At 66.3% G+C, this 18,362-nt stretch carries 14 protein-coding genes; all 14 read right to left on the bottom strand.

Annotated elements, in window-relative coordinates:
* Positions 1–8: 8 nt before the first annotated feature.
* The 14 genes from PC358_RS03610 to mdcA all read right to left on the bottom strand — a co-directional run bounded on the left by PC358_RS03610 (position 9) and on the right by mdcA (position 18,272).
* A complete protein-coding gene (locus tag PC358_RS03610) occupies positions 9–1,553 on the bottom strand; it encodes an ABC transporter substrate-binding protein (RefSeq protein ID WP_050506101.1) in 1,545 nt (514 codons plus the stop codon).
* 5 nt (positions 1,554–1,558) lie between these two features.
* Positions 1,559–2,224 (bottom strand): SCO family protein, encoded by a 666-nt coding sequence (locus PC358_RS03605; RefSeq protein WP_033697584.1) that lies wholly within the window; start codon positions 2,222–2,224, stop codon positions 1,559–1,561.
* Positions 2,221–2,913 (bottom strand): SCO family protein, encoded by a 693-nt coding sequence (locus PC358_RS03600; protein WP_033697582.1) that lies wholly within the window; start codon positions 2,911–2,913, stop codon positions 2,221–2,223. Before PC358_RS03600 ends, PC358_RS03605 begins: the two co-directional genes overlap by 4 nt.
* Positions 2,910–4,901, bottom strand: coding sequence for a YncE family protein (locus tag PC358_RS03595; RefSeq protein WP_033697578.1), 1,992 nt, complete (start codon positions 4,899–4,901; stop codon positions 2,910–2,912). The genes PC358_RS03600 and PC358_RS03595 overlap by 4 nt, the downstream gene beginning before the upstream one ends.
* A gap of 18 nt (positions 4,902–4,919) precedes the next feature.
* Positions 4,920–10,781: a manganese-oxidizing multicopper oxidase MnxG gene (gene mnxG, locus PC358_RS03590; RefSeq protein ID WP_033697576.1), complete on the bottom strand. Its 5,862-nt coding sequence runs from the start codon at positions 10,779–10,781 to the stop codon at positions 4,920–4,922.
* 170 nt (positions 10,782–10,951) lie between these two features.
* Positions 10,952–11,716 carry a malonate transporter subunit MadM gene (gene madM, locus PC358_RS03585; RefSeq protein WP_033697574.1) on the bottom strand — a complete coding sequence of 255 codons (765 nt, stop codon included), beginning with the start codon at positions 11,714–11,716 and terminating at the stop codon, positions 10,952–10,954.
* Between the two features lie 2 nt (positions 11,717–11,718).
* Positions 11,719–12,141, bottom strand: coding sequence for a malonate transporter subunit MadL (gene madL / locus PC358_RS03580; RefSeq protein WP_033697572.1), 423 nt, complete (start codon positions 12,139–12,141; stop codon positions 11,719–11,721).
* Positions 12,142–12,304: 163 nt separating this feature from the next.
* A complete protein-coding gene (mdcH, locus tag PC358_RS03575) occupies positions 12,305–13,225 on the bottom strand; it encodes a malonate decarboxylase subunit epsilon (RefSeq protein ID WP_033697569.1) in 921 nt (306 codons plus the stop codon).
* A complete protein-coding gene (locus tag PC358_RS03570) occupies positions 13,222–13,836 on the bottom strand; it encodes a malonate decarboxylase holo-ACP synthase (protein WP_033697568.1) in 615 nt (204 codons plus the stop codon). The genes mdcH and PC358_RS03570 overlap by 4 nt, the downstream gene beginning before the upstream one ends.
* Before the next feature lies 1 nt (position 13,837).
* Positions 13,838–14,629: a biotin-independent malonate decarboxylase subunit gamma gene (gene mdcE / locus PC358_RS03565; RefSeq protein ID WP_033697566.1), complete on the bottom strand. Its 792-nt coding sequence runs from the start codon at positions 14,627–14,629 to the stop codon at positions 13,838–13,840.
* On the bottom strand, positions 14,626–15,474 hold the full coding sequence (locus PC358_RS03560; protein WP_033697565.1) for a biotin-independent malonate decarboxylase subunit beta: 849 nt from the start codon (positions 15,472–15,474) through the stop codon (positions 14,626–14,628). Before PC358_RS03560 ends, mdcE begins: the two co-directional genes overlap by 4 nt.
* Positions 15,471–15,767, bottom strand: coding sequence for a malonate decarboxylase subunit delta (locus PC358_RS03555; protein WP_033697564.1), 297 nt, complete (start codon positions 15,765–15,767; stop codon positions 15,471–15,473). The genes PC358_RS03560 and PC358_RS03555 overlap by 4 nt, the downstream gene beginning before the upstream one ends.
* A gap of 1 nt (position 15,768) precedes the next feature.
* Positions 15,769–16,611, bottom strand: a complete 843-nt coding sequence (locus PC358_RS03550; RefSeq protein WP_033697563.1) for a triphosphoribosyl-dephospho-CoA synthase — start codon at positions 16,609–16,611, stop codon at positions 15,769–15,771.
* A complete protein-coding gene (gene mdcA / locus PC358_RS03545) occupies positions 16,611–18,272 on the bottom strand; it encodes a malonate decarboxylase subunit alpha (protein WP_033697562.1) in 1,662 nt (553 codons plus the stop codon). Before mdcA ends, PC358_RS03550 begins: the two co-directional genes overlap by 1 nt.
* Positions 18,273–18,362: the final 90 nt, after the last annotated feature.

The raw sequence follows: 18,362 nt of genomic DNA, 5'->3' as shown, positions 1-18,362 counted from the left end.
ACCTCCGCTCAAAGGGCGTCCGGCACAGGCCGGTATGGGGTAACCGAGGTGAATCGCGGCCCGGGCAAGGCCACTGCCACCACATGGGCACCGGCCATGCCCTGCCGACGGCCGGGGCCAAAGCCCAGGGCCGGGGTCAGGCCGGTCGTGACATCGTGCAGGCCTTCCAGGGCCGTGATCAACTGCTCGCGGCTGGCATCCCGGCCAATCTGCTTGAGGGCTTCGGTAAGCAGGCGCAGGGCGCACAGGGTATTGACCTGCAAGGACGCCTGGCGTGGGTCGAGGCCCTGGCGTTGCTGCAGGCCGGCCAGGGTTGCCAGGCCCTGTTCGGTCCAGTCTTCGGGTACGAACGGATAAGCCAGGAAGACCCGTTGCGACCACTGCTCAGACAGGCTTGCCAGCCCCCCGACCACCTGGCTGGAGGCCGCGAACAAGTACGGTTTGCGACCTGCCGCCTGCAGCGCTGTGGCCAGGTCGGCAAAGGCCTGGGCGCGGCCGAGAAAGACGATGCCCTGGCCGGCCACGGCCTGGCCATCGAAGGCCTGGATGGCGCCAGGTGCCCAGCCTTGCTGCACAAGCTGCTCGCGCACCTGCTCGGCCAGCGGCGCTTGCTCGTTACCGGCGTAGACCACGCGCAGGCCATCCGGGCCGAGGCCCAAGGCTTCGCGGGCATGGCCGGCCAGGCTCAGCAGTTGCACGGGCAAGCCCGGCAGAGGGTCGAAGATCTGCGCACTGCCGCCACTGCGCGGGGTGCTGCCGATCAGCGGCACATTCTGTTGCGCCAGCACGGGCGCCAGACGCTGGTCAAGCATCGGTGCCAGGGGAGTGATCAGGCTGAACACCTGCTCGTGTTCCAACAGCTGGCGCAGGGCCTGTTCGGCGCTGTTTGGGTCGCTGCCGGGGTCGAGCACCACCAGCTCCAGGCGCCGCCCATGCACACCGCCTTGCTGATTGAGTTGCGCCAAGCCGTCTTCAAGCACCGCGCGCACCACATGCCCCGCTTCGGCCAGCGGCCCAGAAGCGGGGAGCAACGTCCCCAGCCGCAGTACGCCCTCCTCCACGCCCGGGTCGCGGTCCTCGGCCAGGCGTTTGAGATAGGCCGTGAGGTTGCGCTGGTCGGCCAGGGTCAGTTCGAAACGCGGCATGGCGGTGTCGAGGTGGTTGCCGGCAGGGTCCACGCCCCGCTGGATCGCCCTGGCAAGGCTGGCGTCAGTGTAACCCGGGTAACTGCGCCCGTTGGCCTGGCGCTCGCCCTGCCCCAGTGCCAGGCGCTGCCAGTCGAGGCTAGGTGGGCGAACACCGCCCTCGGCGCGGCCGCGCCCGTCGCTGCCGTGGCAACTGGCGCAGGGCAGCACGCTGGCCGGCACGCTCATGTCGCTGGCGCCCACCCGCGCCAGCAATTGCGCGTCACTGCTTGACAGGCCTTCGCGGTACAGGCGTTTGCCAGCCTGTTCGTGCTCGGTGAGGTCAAGGGCGAAGGCTGAGCTGGCAACGCTTAAACCTAGCGTCAACAGCAGGGCGTTGTATGCGCGGCCAAACCCGCCTGCACTCATGATGTTCACCGACCCGCCAGGGGTTGGGTCAGCAGCTGCATGCGCTGGGCGATCGCCACAGGTGGTGCATCCGGGCGGATCTTGCTCCAGCGCTTGCCTGCCACGTCACCGGCAATCAGTTGCGTGGAATGCTGCTCGGGGCTGGGCAGGAACTGGCCGATACGGCCCAGTACCAGGTCGACACTGGCCTTGTCGCCCGTCAGGAACAACCAGTTGGGGCCATCCACACCCTGCTTCTGGGCAAAGGCCTTGAGCGCCGCCGGGGTGTCGTTGAGCGGGTCGCTGCTGATCGAGACGAAGGTCACCTGCCCTGCCAAAACCGGCCCCATGGCCTCACGCACCTCCCGCAGTTTGCGGGTGATCAGCGGGCAGGCGTCGGTGCAGTGGGTGAAGATCACGTTGAGCATCACCACCTTGTCCTTCAGCACATCACTGTAAAAGCGCAGCTCGCGGCCGTTCTGGTCCTTGAGCACGGTATCGGTGAACCAGGTCTGCGCATCGCGGGTACCGCCGCCACTGCTCATCGCCTGGGGCGCGGGCTGTGGTTCGGGGGCCTGGGGCGCATGGCCGTCATGGGCGAAGGCCACCGAGGCGAGAATCCACAGGCAGCCGCCCAATACCAGCCAGTCGAAACTGCGCATACCGACGCGGCGAGAGGTCGAATGGCTCATGGTTGCACCTCGTTATGGTCGGCGATGGGTTCGGCGCTGTGCTCGGCAATGGCCGTGCTTTTGGCATGCACCCGGCGGGCGCTCAGGCGGTTGATCTCCGCGACCAATACCGTCGGGTCGGTGAAGCCGTAGTAGCGGGTCCAGTGCCCGCTGCGGCCATCACCCACCAGGATCAGCGGCGGGTGCTGGCTCAGGTCGGCGCTGAAGCTGCCCAGGCCTTTGAGGGTTTCGGTGATGGCGTACGGCGTACCGGTCAGCCAGCTCCAGCCTGGGCCTTTCTGAAAGGCCTTGGCGTAGTGCTGCAGGCGCTTGGCGTCATCGCGCTGCGGGTCGACGCTGATCGACACCAGGTGGATCTCATCGCCGACACGGCCGCCCAACTGCTGCTGGACCTTGCCCATGATCGACGACACCACTGGGCACACCGTGGTGCAGCTGGTGTAGATGAACCCCATCACCACCAGGTGATCCCCGACCAGGTCCTTCTCCAGGCGCACCGGCATGCCGTCCTGGTCGAGCAGCGAGACATCGGCGAAGCGCAAGCTGGCCTTCTCCTGTCGCGCGGCGGGCGGTTGCTCGGCAGGGCCGCCGTGGTCATGCCCGGCGTGGGCCAGGGCCAGGTTGCTGGACAACATCAGTGGCAGCGCCAGGCTCAGGCCCAGCCGTGTAAAAGCATGCTTGGCGTTCATCGCACACTCCTTATTTGCATCTGGGTAGCGTCCCCTTGGGCAGCCGTGGAGACCGAAACCGGCAGGACGCGCAGGCTGGTGTAGTTTTCTTCGGCAAACTTGCGGCCAAGCGACGGCGACTGCACATGCAGGTACCAGGCGCCGGCTTCAGGCAGGGTCAATGCAGCCTGGTAGATGCCCTCGCCCACTTCTTCGAGGCGCAGGTTGCGCGGCATCGACGACGGCGCCAGGAAATAGCGCAGGCTCAGGTCGCTCAGGCCCAGCCGCGGCTCGCCGTCATCGCCAACGATGCGCACCCGCGCGGTGAAGGCGCTGTGCTGCGGCAGCGGCTGTTCAAGGCCGAGAAACTCGGCATGCGCGCCCTTGTGCTTGCGGGCATTCGGCGCTGCGGCGACATCGGTGCTGAAGCAGTGGATGATCTGCGGCTGGTTGAGCAGGAAGGCCACGTCGAACTTGCCGGCTGCCGGCATTTTCACCGTCGAGCCGTACACCCCTGGGGCCACCTCGCGCAGGCTGCGGTCGACGACGATGGCGGCGCGGGCCTGATGGCCGCGGTTGTTGTAGCCAGACATCGGCGCGTTCATGCCCTCGGCGTAGAAGTAAGTGGTGTTGTCCACTGGGTTGACCACGAACACCGAGTTGTCGTCACGCGATACCGACAGCCCCTGGGCCAGCGGCAGGTCGCCGGCCTGGCGCGGCGCGGCGGGGCCTGCGTCGAAGCCTTGGACGATCGGCGAACGCCCCTGCCCAAGGCTGCCCAGGTTGATCATGCTGACCCTCGGCGAGGCCAGGCCGCGCACGTAGGCATAGCCCTTGGTGAAGGTCAGCTGATACGGTTCGGCCGCCACCGGGATGCGGTGGATCAGCGTGTCGGTACTGGCGTCGATCACCAGGGCCTGGTTTTCCAGGGTGTTGAGCACGATGCCGTAGCGCCCGTCACTGCTGAAGCGCATCGGGCCCAGGCCCTGTTCGGCCGTGAGGGTGTGGCGCAATTGATGGCTACGGCCATCGAATACCCGCACCGTGCCTTCCCTGCCGTCGACCACGTAGACCGCCTGGGACAACGCCGAGTAGCTCACCGACAGCGGGTGCGGGCCCACCTCCAGGGTCTTGGTCAGGCGCATTTCGGGGATGTCGATGATGCTCAGGGTGCCGCTGTCGCGGTTGCTGACGTAGGCGTAGCGCGAGTCGCTGCTGAAGGCGATCTCGTGGTGCCCGGAGCCGGTGGCGAAGGACTTGAGCGTACTGCGCCCGGGCACATCGATCACCGTTACGCCACCCTTGGCCGGGTCACTGCTGTTATTGCCCACCCAAAGCCGGTGCTGGTCAGGTTGCAGCACCACCCGCGTCGGTTGCTCGCCGGCGTCCAGGTCCGCCACGCGGGTGAAGGTTTCGGTGTCGATCACCGACACCTTGCCGCGCTCGGGGATCGACACGAACACCTGTTTGTCGTCGCCGGTGGCCGCCCAGTCCATGGGGCTGCCTGGCAGTTCGATGCGGGCCATGGTGCTGGTGACACCGCCCACCGACACCGTCGGGTCGATCACCGTCAGGCTGGCGTCCTTGTTCAGCATCAACAGGAAGTAGCTGTTGAGGTCGAGCAACGGCCGGGCGCCAATGCTGCTTTTCAAAAACAGTGCGACACGGGCCTTGCAGCTTTGGTCACGATCGCCGACCGGTGCCGACTGGGCCGGGTCGATCCAGGCCCCCGGCGCCATGCCTGACAGCGGCTGGCCGCTGGTCTGGTCGCTGACCTTGAAGCGGATGCTGGCAAAGGCGCCTTCGCGCAGCTCGCCCCCGGCCAGCGGGCGGGCCTCGAACTCCACGGTCACGCCGTCCCGGCTGAGCCGATGCAGTGCCTGCGGGTCGGCAGGCTCCTGCAACAGCTCGCGCGGGTCGCACCAGAGTTTTTCATAGGCAACGCCCAGGCCGATCAGCGCTACCCCCAGCAGTACCCCCAAGTAAGCAGGGCGAGTCTTCTTGTTCATGCTCGCGCTCCCATGTCGTTATTGTGCTGCAGCCGTTGCCGGCGGCGCTTCGTTGGTTACCCGCAAGATCCCCCACAACCCCGAGAGGTTGCCGTAGGCGGCGTAGTCGCGGAACAGGTAGTCCCCCGGCACCGCGTTGGCCCCGCCTGCGCTGGGCAGCATGAAGCTGAAGTGCGCTGCCGGCAGTACGCTTTCCTGGGCACCGATGTAGATGGACATCGGGTTGTAACCGAAGCGCACCGAGCCGATGCCGGGCAGGCTCATCGGGTAGCCATTGACGTCATTCTTCTCGGCCTGGTAGGCGTGCAGCGGCCACAGGTGCCCGTCCAGCTGGTAGGTGATGCCGCGGCTGCCACCGCTTGGCATCAGCACATGGCTGCGCGCCGGCTGGCCAGGCTTGGCCCACAGCACCGGCGTTTGCGGGTCGCCACCGACCAGGGCGTTGCTGTAGGCCATGTGGGCATTTGGCACATCGGCAAAGCCATTGCCGTCGGCGTGGCCGAAGGGTGCGTCCGGCGCCATGCCGAAGCGCAGCCACAACGGTTCGGTCTTGTAGTTCATGGCCATGTTGCCGTTGTCTTTAGGGTCGCCCGGCACGCCATTGCCCTCAGTAGCGATACCTTCCACAGGCCGGCCATCAGCCCAGCGCATGTTCATCGAGCGCTGCCACACCGTTACAAAGTCGCGGTAGTCGGGCTGGCCGCTGACTTTCACTGTCGCCTGGGCACGGCTGGCGGTGTCCTCGGTGAAAGTGGCAGCCTGCGGCAGGATGCTCATGGCACCCACCAGGCCTTTTTGCGGTTGCTTGATGAAGTCCGACGGGGTCAGGTTGAGGCCGCCGAACTCGATCGCCGTGGTGTTGATGTTGTCTACCGTACGGCCCAGTTGCAGCACCGGTTTGCCTTCGCGCTCCAGGTGGCCGGCGTAGTACTGGTACACCTTGGACGGGTAGGCGCCGCTGTTGCCGGCACGCGGCGGCACGGTCTGCACCGGGTTGAGGCCAACGTTGGCACCGTCGGACTTGGTGATGTCGTAGGCCAGCAACTGGGCATGCAGGCCCACATGGCTGGAAGGCCGCATCAGGTTGTTGTTGAAGGCGGTGGAGCCTTCGCTGCCGTTGCGGTCACGTTTGACCACGTTCTGCATCACTGCGGTGCTCGGCAGGTCGGGCATCACCAGCGGCAGGCGGTTTTCCAGGGTGATGCTGATGCAGTCACCGGCGCTGGCGCGCAGCACCAGCGGCTCTACCGGCACGCCGGGCTTGAGCTTGCCGGTGCTGGCATCCAGGTCTGCCTTGCGCACATACAGCACAGCGGTCGGGTCGTGCAGCGGCGCGCTGTGGCCGCCGACGGTGAAGGTAGTGCCGTCCTCCTCGTCGACCACCGTGACCTGCGGGATGCTGGTGGTGCGGCTGTTGAACACCAGGGTGCCGCCGGCGGCCTTGAGCGGGCCACCGACATGCTGGCCAACCCCCGCCGGGTCGGCGATGCTGACGCCGTGGCGGTTCTCGAGGATATCGTTGGCCAGTGCGGCGACGATCTCGTAGTTGCGCTTGACCGTCGCCCGGGTGCCGATGCCATTGACGTTGGCCGTGGTTTTCGGGCAGATGCCGTCAAAGTTCACGGTGTTGCGCATGGCCACCGGCTGCGGGTTGTTCGACAGCGGGAACAGGTCCGGGCGCAAGGTGGTGTAGTTGCGCATGATGCCCCAGATGCCATTCCAGTAGCCTTCCAATGCCGCGTCCAGCGAGTACAGGTAGTCGCCGTTGGTGGCGGCGGAGCTGGAGATCATCGACACCGGCGCCATGAAGCCCAGTTGCTCGGAGATGCCGATCATCTGCGACGCTTTCCACCCCGAGTTGGAGCTGCTGCCAAAGCCCGAGCCGTTCTGCAGCCACTTGACCCCGTGCAAGGTGACGTTGTGCTCCTCTTCATGGCCACCGGCATGCATACGCAGCCGCACGTTGTCGCCCGAGTAGGTGCGCAACATTGGCGTGAACGGGTCGCCGGGTTCGCTGCCGGCGGTGTTGATGTGCGGCGGGAATACCGTGGTGCCACCGGTGGGGCCCACCGCCGAGGTGATCGCCGAAGGCGCCATGTTCATCGCCGGGATCGCGCGGTCAATGCGGCTTTGCAAGGCATAGCTGAGGTCGCCGCCCAGGCCGTCGGCCTGCATGCCACGCTTGCCGTCCGGGGCCACCTTGTTGGGGTCGAACACCCGCAGGGCCAACGGCTCGTTACGGTAGTTGACGACGAACATGCCAGGGTCATCCACCGAAATGGCCTGTGGGCACGGCCGCGTCGGGCATCCTGGGCTCAGCCCGCCACGCGACTCGACCACCGATTCGAGCAGCGACGAGGCCTTCTGCCGTACCGGTGGGTTGATGGCGTAGCGGAAGCTGTCGGCAGTGGCCGGGTACGACTGGCCATTGGGAATACCGTCGGGCCCCGCGCCAACGTACACGCCCGCTTCATAGGCATGCTGGAAGTCGCTGTACTCGAGGAAGAACTCGCGGTAGCTGTCGTTACGGCCATCGCCGTCATGGTCACCGGTCTTGATCACCGCCTGCCACGAGGTCGGCCCGCCGTCCTGGCGAGACGGGTTGTACAGCTGCTCGCCGGTTTCGGCGTGGTACCAGGTAGAGCCGGCAGGCTCGGCCAGTACCGTGGCGTAAAGGCCCAACTGCTGGTGGGTCGATGGGCCAAGGTGGTCGTGGGTGAAGATGGTGCCCAGGCCACGGTCGACGTTATGCACGTTGACCACCGGGTCGGCGAACCAACGTTGCATCGCCGTGCGCGCGCCCAGCCAGTCGGCCCGGCCGAAACGCCCGAAGTAAGGGTGTTGCTTGGCTTTCGGGCAGGCGGCGGTACCGTCCCGGCTGTCGCCTTCGGTGCAACCGTTGTAGGCACGAATGGCATGCACGCGCTCGACCACGCTGCCGGGCGAGAGGATGCCGTCCTCGTAGTTCCAGCCGTTGGCCGAACCGTCGGCTGCGGTGAGGTCCCACTTGGGCAGGTGAATATGCTGGCCGATCACGTCGGTCGGGGTGCGTACCTGGTAGTCGTCCATCTCATAAATGGAGGGGATCAGGTTGGTGTGCTGGTACATGGTGCAGTCGAAAGTGTTCATGCGCATCACCAACGGCTCTGGCGGGCGCTGCTTGGTGATCACCGGCCAGGCATCTTCCCAGAGGGCGATGATGCGTGCCTGCGGGAAGTGGTAGCCGACCTTGTTGTAGACCGCATCGAACTGGATATTGGCGCCCTTGTAGATGCGCGGGCGGTCGGCGGTGAAGGTAGAAGCGCCGCGGAAGTTCATGCCGGTCAGGCTCTCGCCGCTGGCGTACTCGCCCACACCCGACGACTGGGTGAGGCGCTTGCCACGGTCGTCCATGCAGGGTTCGAAGAACGGCGCACCGGCGGTCGGCAGGGCGCCGTTGGTGCGGAAGTTACGCGCCACCGGTTGGCTGCCGGGTATCAGCGCATAGCTGGGGTGCTCGGCCTTGGCGTGGAACTTCATGGCTGCCTGCTCGACTTCCGTGCCCTCTTCGGGCAGGTAGATCGGCTTGGCTTTGTGCACCACCTTGGAGAAATCCAGCTTGGTGGTGGTGGTCTGTGCTTCACCCCCTGCCGAAACACCATCCAGTGCATGCCGGCCGAGGCCACCATCCCAACCATCGACCTGGTTGGCGTCCAGGTTGGCCCACAGGGCGTTGCCGCTGTTCTTGAGTTGCTGGGCCAGTGCAGGGTCGAGCATGTCCAGCGGCGGGGTGGGAGGCCGTTGGCCGACGCTGCTTTCCATGCCACCGATCCAGAACGGATAACCGGGGTTTTTCAAGGTGCCGTCGGCGTTACGGTTGCTCTCGCTGCGGTCGACCAGTGCCAGCGAGCCGACGGCCTTGGGTTCAGCTACCCCATGGCCATGGTCATCGTCGCCCTCCTCGCCGTCGTCATCCTCCTCGTCATTGGCTGCCACCCGTTGCTCGGCAAGCTTGGGTACCACGACCACCTTGCCCGGCATGGGCGCCATGGCTTTGCCAGGCAGTGGGACGATGGCGGGGATGGGTGTGCCCGCAATGATTTCACCGTCGGGCAAGGCCCGCGCGCCAACCGCCGGTTTGCCGCTGCGCAGGGCAAACGGGGTGCTGTGGTAGCCGTTCGCGGCCTGGCCACTGACCTCCAGCCGGGTGCCTTCCTCGAACACATCGTGCACCCGCCACATGGCCCACATGCCCTGGGCGAAGTGCGGGTAGAAGTGGCAGTGATAGATGGCATCGCCGGCCACCCGGTTACGGTTGCCAGAGCCACCGTTGGCGATCTCGTAGGTGTAGCCGATGCCCGGGCCGATACCCTGGGCGTCGACGTAGTCGGAGTTATCGTCGTTGGGGTTGAACAGCCACTGGTGCCCGTGCAAATGGAAGATGTGCTGTTCGTGACCGTTGTGCGTGTTGCGGAACTTGGTGAAGTCACCAATGTAGCTGTGGTGGACGTTGGCCGGTTCTGACGGGTACAGGGCCATGCTGGCCTTGACGCCGATGGCACTGGCCGGCGGCGTCTCGCCTGGGCGGATGTTCTCCAGGCCAACGTTGGCCGGCACATCCACCAGTGTGCCGATATCGCCCACGGTGTGGGCGCTGAGGAAGAACTCCTCGTAGGCGCAGGACAAGCAGTCGTGCATCGGGCCCACGCCCAGGCGGTTGGCCACCACTTCGGCACCCATGCCCCCAGAGCCGTAGTTGATCATGAACGAATCACGGGTCGGCTCCAGTACATGGCCCATGATCGGGTCGGCCCAGTAACCGGGGAAGGCCTGGGTTGCGGCCACTTCGTCGGCGAACTGCGAGGCGAAATCACGGAACGCGTCCAGCCGGTTGGGCAGCGCCGGGTTACGTTTGTTGACGCTTTCCAGCGGATAGGTCGAACGCGGGAAGCTGCCATCGGGGTTGGGGCCCATGACAATGGCATCGGTCTCGCTGTTGAGGATCTCGTTGCCATCGACCATGGCGATGATCGGTTTACCGGCCTTGCCTTCGGTGATCCAAGGCTCGGCCTGCGGGTAGCGTGCCTGGTAATCGATAACCGGTTGGCCAGTGGCGGTGCGGCCGGTGCTGGCCAGGCGCATCTCTTCTTCTGTGAGGGTGTTGCGGAAGGTGCGCCCGCCTTTGGGCACCACCACCACCTGGCCGAACAAGCCATTGGCAACATTACCGGCACCGCCCTGGCCGCCGAAGGTCGCGCCTTGGCTGGTGGCGGCGAACGCCCCTTCGCGTTCGGCATACAGGGTGTAGCTGCGGGTATTGCCCGGTGACACCAGGAAGTTGCCGTTGCGGCCGGTGTTGGCAGCAATATCGCCAATGCTGTTGACCGCTTGCATGCCATTGACCTGAAAGCCTACGTGGCGGTCGCTGACTTGCTCATCGGCAACGAAGTGCTCACCGCCTTCGTTTTCGAATTCGGTTTCCGGCCCTTCCTCCTCCTCACCTTCGGCCTCGTTCTCTTCGTGGTCGATGCCGTGCTTGTTGGGGTTGGCCTGGTAAGCCAGCAGGTTGGTCAGGTTGACGGTGAGGCAATCGCCTGCCGCCACGCGCAACACGATTGGCCGTGGACGCTTGTCCGGGCGCAAAGTGACTTTACCAGGCACGGCGGCGCCACCTTTGCCGAGCGGGACCTGGTGCTCGTCCACCACATCCTCGCGCAAGGCGAACATCATGCCATTGGCGTTTTGCGCGCCGAGGCGGTTGAACATCAGCGGCTGGTCCAGTGCCACCACATTGGCAACCAAGGTGCGCTGGCACTGTACAGCTGCCTCGCTGGTCGCTTCCCAGCCAAGCAGGGCCAGGAAGAATGATGACAGGACGGGGCCTTTGAGCGGGGTCGACATGCTGCACCTCCGGAACACAGGAACTCTGCGAGGAGGTTCAGCAAGGTATATGCCACATGTGAATTACTATTAATTTCAATGTGTTATGCGATCAACCGAAACAGATTGGGGAGGATTCCCCAACGGCTTTCCCCGATTCGGGGGATGGGGCTGCTGCGCAGCCCATCGCCTTAACCCATCAACCCACGCACACAGAAATACAAGATCGAAGGCCCCATCAGGCAGCCCAGCCCGGTATGGAATGTCGCTGTCAACGCGCCGTAGGGCACCAGCCGCCGGTCCGTTGCCGCCAACCCTGCCGTCACCCCCGACACCGTCCCGGCCAAACCGCCGAACACCATGGCCGAACGCGGGTTGTCCAGGGCCAGCAGGCGCGCCGATACCGGCGTGAACACCATGACCAGAATCGCCTTGATCAACCCCGTGGCAATCGACAACGCCATCACATCGGAGCTGGCACCCAGGGCCGCGCCCGTCACTGGCCCGACGATATAGGTGACGGCGCCCGCACCGATGGTGGTCATGCTCACGGCATCGCGGTAACCGAACGCATAGGCGACCGCCGCACCGACAATAAACGGCAGTACCGTGCCCAGCAGCAACGCCACGGCGCCAATCATCCCGGCCTTGCGGGCTTCGGTGGCCTGCACTTCGAAGGCCGTGGCGACGATGGCGAAGTCTCGCAGCATCGCCCCGCCCATCAGGCCGATGCCTGAGAACAGCGCCATGTCCGCCAGGCCTTTTTGCCCGCCGGTAACAGTGCCGCCCACCCAGGCCAGCACCAGGCCGATGACGATGGCAATCGCCGAGCCGTGCACCCGGCCGAAGGTCAGGTATTTCGACATCAGTACCGACAACCACATGATCGCACCGACCACCGCGAAGGCCGTGATCAGGCCGTTGTGTTCCAGGGCATTGTCCATGATTGGCCACATGATCAACGACCTCCTGCAGGGGCAACCTGCACCTGGGTTTCGGGGGCAGGCTCAAGCGCGGGCAAGGGTTCGCCGCGGTGGCTGCGGCTGATCAGCGCGATGGTCGCACCGCACACCAGTACCGCGCCGATCGCCGCCAGCAACGCCACCGGCCCGCCATGCAGGGCGGTTACCACATTCTGTTGGGCGGCCATGGCCACCACCACCGGGATGTACATGGCGCCCCAGAAGCCGACGCCGAACTCGCACTCCTTGCTCATGCCGCCATGGCGCTGCCTGTACAGCCGCGCACAAATCAGCAGGATCATGGCGATGCCGACCCCGCCCACGTTGGATTTGACACCCAGCAGCACGCCCAGGAAGTCGCCGACGATGACGCCGGCAAGCGTGCATACCGCCAGCAGAGCCACACCATAGATAATCATTGTTGTTGTCCTCAGGTAGTGTCGAAGTTGCTTGTTGTTGTTCTTCGTAAACACACACTTGCGCGGCTCACGCGGTCAATGTGGGAGTTGCCAGATTGTCGGGGCCGCTTTGCGGCCTTTCGCGACACAAGGCCGCTCCTACAGGCATCGCTCCAGCCTGCCATCATCGGTTCTGGGCCACCTCCTGGCGCAGCAGCGCGTCGAGGGTATCCGGTCGGGTGCCTTCCACGCTCACCACCCTGCCCTGTTCAAACACCGGCCGGGCCAGGCCGCTGAGCACACTGCCCGGCGGTATTTCCAGGTGCAGGCGTACACCGCGTTCATAGGCGTTGCGCAACGTGGCACGCCAATCCACCACCTGTGCCATGTTGCCGGCCAGGTCGTCGCGCAAGCGCTGTGTATCGAAGATTGGCCGTGCACTGCTGCCACTCAGGTAGGTGATCGCAGGCCGGCGCAGCTCGACCGTGGCAAAGGCCTTGGCAAGCTCTGCAGCCGGGCCGGCGAGCAGCGGGCAATGGGATGGCACGCTCACCGCCAGGCGCCGTGCGACGCCTTGGCCCAGGCTGCGCGCGCGGCGTGCCACCGCGGCCATGGCCGCCTCGCTGCCGGCAATGACGATCTGGTTCTCACTGTTGAGGTTGGCGACGTAGACCTCACCGCCCACCGCCCTCAGCAAACGCTCGACGCTAGCCAGGTCGAGGCCGCTGAGTGCGGTCATACCGTAACCGTGCGGATAGGCGCACTGCATCAGTTCGCCACGCAGGGCCACCAGCCGCACAGCATCGGCGAACCCCAGGGCACCCGCCGCAACCGCAGCGGGATAGGCGCCAATCGACAAGCCGGCCACGTAGTCCGGCGCAGGGCTGCGCTGCATCAGCCAACGGGCCCAGGCAACCCCGCTCAGCAGCAGGCAAAGCTGCACCGCACGGGTGCCCTGCAGGGCCTCCTGGCTGTCCAGGCCCAGGGCGCTCTGGCCCAAGGTATCACTGGCCTCTTCCAGTAATTGACCGGCGCCGTCAGGCAGACGATGCAACATGCCCACCTGCTGAGCACCTTGGCCGGGGAACGCGAACAGGCTGCTCATGCCGCGCACTCCAGGGCAGCCCAGGGGTCGCTGACCAGGCGCGCGCCGAGCGGCGATTTGAGCAGTACGCGCCGGGCACAACCTGCCCACTCGCGCAGGGCGACGGCGCCTGCCGGTGTTTCCAGCTGCACATCAATGCGGCACGGTGCGCAGTCGAGGATGTCCAGCAGTTCCAGGGCCTTTGCGCGCGTCAAAGGGTGCGGTGCACGCAGCACCAGGTCCAGATCGCTGGCCAGGTGCAGCACGTTGATACCCGTGGCCAACTGATAGCCCACCCCACCCGTCGGGCCCCAGGCCAGCCCGCAGGTGTCGAGCACCGGGGCCGCCGAGGCCAAGGCCTGTAGTGCAGGCCAAGGGCTCGGCGCGCACCCGCGCAATGCCTCAGGGCTTTGCAGACGCTGGATATCGCCCAGGCGCATCTGCGTGCCCAGCCGCTGATCCCGGCTTTGCCCGCGTACGCCCACCGCCACCCAGCCGTCAGCGCAGGCTGCACGGCGCACCACCACAGGTTGGCCGCATGCCACCACCTGCAGCGCCCACTGCGGGGTATCGTCAGGCAGCGCAGACAGGGGCAAGCCCCAGAGCAGGTCGTGTGGGCGTGGCGTGCTCATCTCAGGCCCCCTGCCACTGACGACGCAGGTGCTCGCGCACCTCGCGCGACGCCCGCCGATTCTCGCCCGTCAGCCGCGATGACAGGTCGGTCGAGCTGCCGATATCGCGCACAGCGTCGGCCAGGCACGTACGCACCCGGGCCAGGTCGTCGGCGCTTGGCGTCTCGGCGTTGTCCACGCCAAGGCGTCGCCACAGCAAACCCAGCGAGGCGTAGCTGTCGAGGTCGTAAGCCATCGGCGGCACCTCTGCGGCCAGGGCTTCCAGCGCTTCGACGCTGCGCAGGGTAATGCGCGCGGCGGCGGCCTTGCCCATGGCATGCACCATCACCCCGGCGTCATCCAACGCGATCAGGCGCTGGGCTTGATAGCCATGCGCCAGAAAAGCACCCGACATCGCCTTGCCGACCAGCAAGCCAATCACCGGGTGCCCGGCCAGGCGCGCCCGGGCATACGCCTGCACCGCACCGGCCAGGGCCTGGTGAATGCCCAACGCTTCTTCGCGGCGTCCATAGGCCTGGCTCGGCACATCGATGACCGCGACAATCGCGCGCTTCTCGCCGTGGCGGTCGGCCTCGACCGCCTCGCTCACCGCCTTGGCCAACCCCCAGCCTTCCAGCAGGCCTACTTCACCCGCGCGGGCCCGGGGGAACGGGTTGTGCGCATCTGGCACCACAGCAATGAAGCGGGCCAGGCGGTTGTCCAGTTCGCCGTCGATCACCTGCAGCGACGCAGGGTAGCCCGGCAACGCTTGGCCGCCGGCCAGGCCCGGCAGCCAGTTCGAGGCACGGTTCATTGGGTTTCTCCTTGATAGAGGGTGCGCACGGCGGCGGCATCCAGTTGCGGGCAGTCATCGCCCAGGCGCGACAGCCGCTCAAGGAACCAGGCATGGCGGCTGGCCCGGTCTGTGGCTGGGGTGTCGAGCAGTTGCAGAAGCTGCTGGCGGATGGCATCCACATCGTCGGCGACGTAGCCATCCACCAGCCCGCTGGCATGGCGCTGCTCGCCACCGGTGAGGCTCCAGATGAAGGGCCGGTCCTTGGCGTCGTATTCGCCGATGCCCGCTTCCTGCTCGATCACCTGCGGGCCATTGAGGCCCAGGCGCGCCTCGCGGGTGACCAGCAAGTGGCTGCACAGCCCGGCAGCGATGGACATGCCGCCGAAGCAGCCGACCGCACCTGCGATAAGGCCGATGACCGGCTGGTAGCTGCGCAACGCCACGATCGCGGCCTGGATCTCGGCAATCGCCGCCAGCCCAAGGTTGGCCTCCTGCAAGCGCACGCCACCGGTTTCCAGCAGCAACACGGCGCTGGTCGGCGTGCCGTTGCGGTTGTCTTCGATGGCCAGCTCCAAGGCACCGGCGATCTTGGCCCCGCCCACCTCGCCCATGCTGCCACCCTGGAAGCCCCCTTCGATAGCGGCGAGCACGGTATGGCGGCCGTTCAGGCGGCCCTTGGCGATGACCACGCCATCATCGGCCTGGGGCACGATGCCCTGGCGTGGCAGCCAGGGCGACATGAGCCGGTCGAACGGGCCGAGCAGTTCGCGGAAGCTACCCGGGTCGAGTACGGCGCGGGCCCGCTGGCGCGCGCCCAGTTCGACAAAGCTGCGGCTTTGCAGCAAGCGTTGGATGTCCGTCATGGGGCGATCTCCTCGAAGCCTTGCTCCAGCCGCAGGCGCACCACGCCAGGGGTGGCGCCGAAGTCATGGATGTCGATGTTCACAGCGGGCCACTGGCGGCCTTCGAACAGGCGCTGGAACAGTTGCGCCCAGCGGGCGCCGCTGCCGTTGACCGAGGTTACGACCTGAATCTGCAGGCTGCCGGCGGTGCCGGGCTCGATCAGCACCTCCAGGTCGCCGGAGCTGACGCAGCCCACCACGGTGCGGCCACGGCCAGGTTCGGCGGCGGCGAATTGAAAGGTCAGGGTTTCCATGTCACAGGCTCCCGGCGTTGTCGAGGAACAGGCAGGCGGCCAGCAGATCGGCGGCGCCGCCCGGTGAGGCATTCAGGTGCAGCAACTGCTGGTCCAGCCGGCGCAGCTGCCGGCGCCCGGCCAGGGTGGCACTGCCACCCGCCTCCAGCACGGCACGGGCGCCCTGCTGGACCGTGGCCAGCCCTTGCGGCCCGGCACGCCAAAGCACACAGGTGTCGGCCAGGGCCGCCATGATCGCGAGCAAGGCATCGAGCCGTGCTTGGTTTTCACGGGCGCCGGCAGCACGGCTGCGGTGCAGTTGCGGCAGGCCGTGAGTGATCACAGCAGGGAACCCCAACTGCGCCTGCTCACGGGCACCGCCGCTGCCATAGCGGCGCTGTATCTGCACACCATGGCTGTCTTCAGGGGTTGCGCCTGGGTCGTCGATCAGTGCAATGCGCCCGGCGCGGGCGGCCAATGCAACGGGGCCGAGCTGGGCACCCAGCGCACTGGCGGCCACCAGCAGGCCCAAGGCCCAGATCGCGCCGCGGTGGGTGTTCACCCCGCCCGTGGTCGCCAGCATCGCCGCTTCGCCCTCACGGCCAATCCGGCCCAGGGCTGCGCGCAAGGGCACGCCGATCTCGCCAATGGCCTCGGCCGCTTCGGCCATCTGCCGCAGGCAGGGCCACAGGGCCAACGCCGAGGCATGCATCAACGCCAGCGTCATGTCCGTGTGGGCACCGTTGCTGCGACCGTCTACCAGGCCCGGTTTGGGCGACAGGTCGGCTTCGTCGATCAGCGCATCGACTGCCAGGTCGGCCAGGCGGTCGGCCAGGGGCAAGGTGTGCAGGTTGAGTGCTTTCATCACCAGCTCCTGAACCGTGCGGGCGGGTTGTACAGGCCGCCAGACCAGTCGACCAGGTCGGCAATACTGCGCGCGGCCAGCAGCTCGCGGCTGGCGTCGGTGCGGCGGATGCCGAGGTCTTCGGGCAATGCCACCAGGCCTTGCTGGCGCAGGCGTTGGGTGTCTTTGGGGTCGTGCCGCAGGCCAATGGCGGTGACGCCGGCTACGGCAGCGATCATCTGCCGGCGCTCTTCGAGGGAGCGCGCCTTGTACAGGTAGGCGATGCCTTCTTCGGTAAGCAGGTGGGTGACGTCATCGCCGTAGATCATCACAGGGGCCAGGGGCATGCCGGCTTTTTTCGCCACTTCGACTGCATCGAGGGTTTCGACGAAGGTGGGCTTGCCGCCCTCCTGATAGGTTTCGACCATCTGCACCACCAGCTTGCGGCCGCGTTCGAGCATTGTCTCGGGCACGGTCATGTCGAGCCAGGCCGGGGTTGCGTGGCGGCGGCCGCGGGGGTCATGGCCCATGTTCGGCGCACCGCCAAAGCCGGCCAGGCGGCCGCGGGTCACGGTCGAGGAATGGCCATCGCCATCCACCTGCAAGGTGGCTCCGATGAACAGGTCGACGGCGTATTGCCCGGCCAGCTGGCACATCATGCGGTTGGAGCGCAGCGAGCCATCGCGGCCGGTGAAGAACACATCCGGGCGCTGGGCGATGTAGTCCTCCATGCCCAGCTCGGTGCCGAAGCAATGCACGCTTTCGACCCAGCCGGTCTCGATGGCGGGTATCAGGGTGGGGTGAGGGTTGAGCGTCCAGTTGCGGCAGATCTTGCCTTTCAGGCCCAGGGATTGGCCGTAGGTCGGCAAGATCAGTTCGATGGCCGCGGTGTTGAAGCCGATCCCGTGGTTCAGCGACTGCACCTGGTGTTTTTCATAGATGCCACGGATCGCCATCATCGCCATCAGCACATGCACCGGCTTGATGTGGCGCGGGTCGCGGGTAAACAGCGGCTCGATGTAGAACGGCTGGTCGGCGACCACCACGAAGTCGACCCAGGACGCAGGGATATCGACGCGCGGCAGGTCGTCGACCCGATCCACCAGCTGGTTGACCTGGGCGATGACGATGCCATCGCTGAACGCGCAAGGCTCCACCAGAGCCGGGGTGTCTTCGGTGCTGGGGCCGGTATAGAGGTTGCCATCACGGTCGGCCATGAAGCCTGCGACCAGTGTCACGTTGGGGATAAGGTCCACCAGCAGCCGCGAGTAAAGCTCGATGTAGGTGTGGATGGCGCCGACTTCGAGCAGGCCGTCTTCCAGCAACTGCCCGATGCGCAGGCTTTGTGGCCCGGCGAACGAGAAGTCGAGCTTGCGGGCGATGCCACGCTCGAACAGGTCCAGGTGCTCGGCACGGCTGACGCTGGGCATGATCATGTGCAGGTCGTGCAGGCGCGCTGGGTCCACCTTGGCCAGTGAGCGCGAGAGGAAATCGGCCTGCTTCTGGTTGTTGCCTTCCAGTACCACCCGGTCTCCGGGGGCGAGCAACAGCTCCAGGGCCTCGACGATACGGTCGGTGGGCAGCACCACGCCGTCGGCGAGGTGGCGGGCCCGGTCGAGGCGGCGCTGCTTCTCGGCGCGCCTCCGCGACCATTGCGGCGGTGGATTCTTCGTTGTTGTCATGGTGACTCCACGGGTTCGCTGTCGTGGGGTCACCTTAGGGCGGTGCGGGCATGGGCATCAATCAAGCTGGGTGCGCGATCGTTACGCTAA

It is taken from the genome of Pseudomonas capeferrum, from assembly GCF_000731675.1.
Taxonomy (GTDB): domain Bacteria; phylum Pseudomonadota; class Gammaproteobacteria; order Pseudomonadales; family Pseudomonadaceae; genus Aquipseudomonas; species Aquipseudomonas capeferrum.
The sequence above is the reverse complement of the archived record's forward strand: the minus strand, read 5'-3'. Positions and strand labels throughout refer to the sequence as shown.